This window comes from Pedobacter sp. HMWF019, assembly GCF_003061025.1.
GTDB lineage: Bacteria > Bacteroidota > Bacteroidia > Sphingobacteriales > Sphingobacteriaceae > Pedobacter.
In genome coordinates this window covers 560-4468 of sequence record NZ_QAIL01000602.1, presented here as the reverse complement: position 1 = coordinate 4468, position 3909 = coordinate 560, and the positions used below count along the sequence as shown (strand labels likewise).

Annotated in this window: 4 protein-coding genes and 1 pseudogene; 1 reads left to right on the top strand and 4 read right to left on the bottom strand. The window is 38.4% G+C overall.

Features of this window, described 5'->3' with window-relative positions; all coding sequences use genetic code 11:
• A partial coding sequence (locus DBR11_RS28550) for a glycosyltransferase family 2 protein (protein ID WP_158275406.1) occupies positions 1 to 801 on the top strand: 801 nt, incomplete at its 5' end.
• Positions 802 to 811: 10 nt separating this feature from the next.
• On the opposite strand, the gene DBR11_RS28545 is transcribed toward DBR11_RS28550, so the two are convergent.
• The 4 genes and pseudogenes from DBR11_RS28545 to DBR11_RS30045 form a co-directional block, all read right to left on the bottom strand.
• Positions 812 to 2512, bottom strand: a complete 1701-nt coding sequence (locus DBR11_RS28545; RefSeq protein ID WP_108555923.1) for a GMC oxidoreductase — start codon at positions 2510 to 2512, stop codon at positions 812 to 814.
• 6 nt (positions 2513 to 2518) lie between these two features.
• Positions 2519 to 3094 carry a gluconate 2-dehydrogenase subunit 3 family protein gene (locus DBR11_RS28540; protein WP_108555922.1) on the bottom strand — a complete coding sequence of 192 codons (576 nt, stop codon included), beginning with the start codon at positions 3092 to 3094 and terminating at the stop codon, positions 2519 to 2521.
• Positions 3091 to 3516, bottom strand: a complete 426-nt coding sequence (locus DBR11_RS28535; protein WP_233260947.1) for a DapH/DapD/GlmU-related protein — start codon at positions 3514 to 3516, stop codon at positions 3091 to 3093. Before DBR11_RS28535 ends, DBR11_RS28540 begins: the two co-directional genes overlap by 4 nt.
• Before the next feature lie 198 nt (positions 3517 to 3714).
• Positions 3715 to 3909, bottom strand: a pseudogene (locus DBR11_RS30045) (glycosyltransferase family 1 protein); the annotation flags it as partial.

Genomic DNA, 3909 nt, shown 5'->3' with positions numbered 1-3909 from the left:
GTATCACTACCTAAAGAAATCAGTAAATTTATTGATAATAGCGTTACTCGCATTGAAATGGCGCAAATTGCGCTCAAAAATTATAGAAAAATATCAGGTCCTGATCCTGAAATCTCAATTGTGATTCCAGCATATAACGAAGAGGAAAGCATTGTAAGCACGCTAGCCTCTCTTTGCTCCAATAGAATTAATCTGCCAATTGAAATCATTGTGGTAAATAACAATTCCCAGGACAATACAGAAAGCTTAATTAGTGCTTGCGGGGTAATTTGTGTAAATGAGACTCAACAAGGAATAACATTTGCAAGAAATACAGGCCTTCTGCATGCAAAAGGAAAATATATACTAAATGCTGATGCCGATACCATTTATCCTGAGAATTGGATTGACTTAATGACTTCACCCTTGATTAACTCCTCAGATGTAGCTATTACTTATGGGCGTTTTTCTTTAATCCCTACTGAAGGAACCAAAAGAATCGTTTATTTCTTTTATGAGTATCTGACCGAACTCTCCAGATCATACAATAAGAAATTCAAAGATGAAGCAGTAAATGTTTATGGATTCAACTCTGGATTCCGAAGGGCACAGGGTCTGACCGTTGATAGTTTTAACCATCCGCAGGGAACTAATGAAGACGGATGGCTGGCTGTTAAATTGAGAAAAGAAGGATACGGACGATTACATTGCGTAACCGATCCCAAAGCATTAGTCTGGACAACTGACCGAAGGATTCAAATGGATGGAGGTATTATCAAAGGAGGTATTAAAAGGTTCAAAAGGCTATTTAACCTGAACTGATAAGTTAAACCTAGAGCTCATTCTTTTTTAATTTTTCAACAGCATAACGGCTTGCCCTAGCTGTTAGGGCCATGTAAGTTAAAGATGGATTTTGTGAGGCAGAAGAAGTCATACAACTTCCATCTGTTACAAAAACATTAGGTACTGCGTGCATTTGGTTAAAATTATTTAATACAGAAGTTTTTGGATCCTTCCCCATTCTAGCGGTCCCCATTTCATGTGCAGTACTCCCGCCAGGGTGATGATAATTGAATCCATTGACATTTTCAAAGCCAGCTGCTTTCAACATTTCTTCAGCCTGTTTTTGGATATGTATCATCATCCGGGTTTCATTCTCTTTAAATGAAAAATCAATACTAACTAATGGAAGTCCCCATTTATCCTTTTGCGTTGCATGTAAACTAATTTTATTATCGAAATAAGGAAGGCACTCCCCCCATCCAGCCATCCACACTGTCCATGGTCCTGGAGTAGATAGCTCCTTTTTAAAATCCTTACCATAACCTTTAAGATCAATAAATTTATCTGACCATCCCTGCCTTTCACCATGGCCTTGAATATTATACCCCCTCAAAAAGTCACTATTATTTCTATTATTATCCAGATTTTCGAATCGGGCAATTAAAAACCCACATGGGCGTCTCCCTTTGTAATACTTATCCTGATACCCATAGTGGGTACCGCTTGCCCCGGCTGAGGAATGATGATCCATTAAATTGTGTCCTAACTGACCACTATCATTGCCTAGCCCCTCTGGAAACCTGTTGGAAGTAGAGTGGAGCAATAATGCAGTTGTAGAAATAGTAGAAGCATTAACAAATATGATTTTCGCAAAGAAAACATGTTCTTCATTAGTTAATGTATCAATTACCCTAACACCGCTAGCCTTCTTTGATGCTTCGTCATAAATAACTTCTGAAACAGTTGAAAAAGGGCGCAAAACAAGATTTCCTGTGGCAAGTGCTGCTGGAATAGTTGAACTGTTACTACTAAAATATCCTCCGAAAGGGCAACCTCTGCTACAAAGATTTCTATTTACACAAGGTCCGCGTCCATCCCATCCCTTTGTCAAATTCGCAATTCTGGCAATTGTTAAAATTCTGTTTTCTTCGTTCCGTTTAATGGACTCAGCCAAATGCTTTTCTATGCAATTCAATTCCATCGGAGGTAAAAAAACTCCATCTGGCAGTTGACTTAAATTTTCATTTTTCCCACTTACACCAATATAGCTTTCCACGTAGTCATACCAAGGCTTTAAATCCTCATATCTGATAGGCCAATCAACTCCAAACCCGTCTTTTAGATTGGCTTCAAAATCAAGATTGCTCCACCGATAACACTGTCTTCCCCACAACAATGATTTTCCTCCAACCTGTGAGCCTCTAAGCCAGGTAAAAGGTTGTTTCTGAATATATGGGTTTTCCTTGTCGCGAATATAAAAATGTTTATCCCCTGGATTATAGCTCGTACTCTGAATGGGATCATCCAATTGATCTTGAATAGTATTGTTCATACCAAATTTAAAATCCCATGGATTCAGATTAGCTGTAGGGTAATCTGTAATATGTTTAACATCCCGCCCTTTTTCAAGAAGTAATGTCCTAAGCCCTTGTTTACAAAGTTCCATTGCCGCCCAGCCGCCACTGATCCCGGATCCAATGACAATAGCATCGTAACTATTTTCTGACTTCAATTTTCCTTTTATATACATTTCATCTTATTTTGTAGCCCAGGATGGTTCGCCTGCTGTATAAGGTATACAGGCTTTAAACACAACTGGTACCGGATCATATCGAAAATTTCGGGTTGCGCCTAAAAAAGAAACACAGTAACCGTTAATAGTATACCTTTTTAATAAACTAAAAAAAGGTTCTCCAAATAATTTCTTTTCCACCTTACCCATTAGGCCTGCAGAAAGACTATCATGCTTTTCAAAATGGCTAATAATTGCCTGGCGTTCCCATTCCTTACAATTCATAAAATCCCTTCCGTGCTCCTGCTTACAATAGGCTTTCAAAGATTCCATTCCACGATAAAAAATACCTTTCTCCTTTGCAGAAGTACAATTTTCAACCATTTCTATCACGAATAAATGAACCATAGCACTTTTCGCCCCTGGCGTATCCGTCTCCGGAATAATAATTTCAACCAATTCAGCCAGCAGGGCCTTCTCTCCTAAAAGATAGCCTGGCTCAAAATTTGGATGACTCAGGTTATATTTATACGTTAAAAAAGAAGCGATCCCTGTTAGACCCAAAAACCCTAAAATTTTTAAAGATCCCCGCCTGTTCATGATTTCACTTTTTCCCAGATACAGGATTCAAAATTATATTTCTTTACAAGTTTAGCGGGATTTCCTACAACGACAGCATATTCAGGAACATCCTTAGTCACCACACTTCCACCCCCTATCACGGAATGTTTGCCTATACTAACACCTGCTGTAATCACCACATTGGCACCTACCCATACATCATCCCCAACCGTTATTTTTTTTGTCACCACTTTTTGGGTACTAGGGGACTGGTTAATATCCATATATCCATGGTTTAAACCGGAGATAACAATTCCCTGAGCCAACATAACCCCATTTCCAATCTCCACAGGGCCAATAATGGTATTCGATAATCCAACTATTGTATGATCGCCTATAAAAACGTCACCTACCCCATTGTTAACTGTAGAATAGCTTTCTATAACAGAGTTTTTTCCCAATTGAAATTTGTTGTATGGAAACAAGTCCAACCGAGTTTGATACCGTACAATACTACCCCGGCCACGTTTATGTTTGAAAGGGTTCAGAAGTAACCTTACCCAAAGTCGAGGTCTGTAATCATTAACAGGTATAAGCAACCAGTGTGCTAATTTCCTCAACCATAAATTCGACTTAATTATATTTGAAACAGACATGGGTTAAGATTTTTTCTCCGTAAAAAGTATCGCTTTATATATTTCAGACACACTGTTCTTCCAGGTATGCGAAGAAGCATAGTCTTTTCTTGCTTGAATCAAATCTTCAGAATCAGATTCAATGGCTTCATCAATATACTTCAGGTATTGCTCTTTATCTTGCGCTAAGAATACAAATTCTTTAAATGCGTCCATAGC

Coding starts and splice junctions, on each gene's coding strand:
- DBR11_RS28545 (WP_108555923.1), bottom strand. CDS start 2,512: ATGTATATAAAAGGAAAATTGAAGTCAGAAAATAGTTACGATGCTATT.
- DBR11_RS28540 (WP_108555922.1), bottom strand. CDS start 3,094: ATGAACAGGCGGGGATCTTTAAAAATTTTAGGGTTTTTGGGTCTAACA.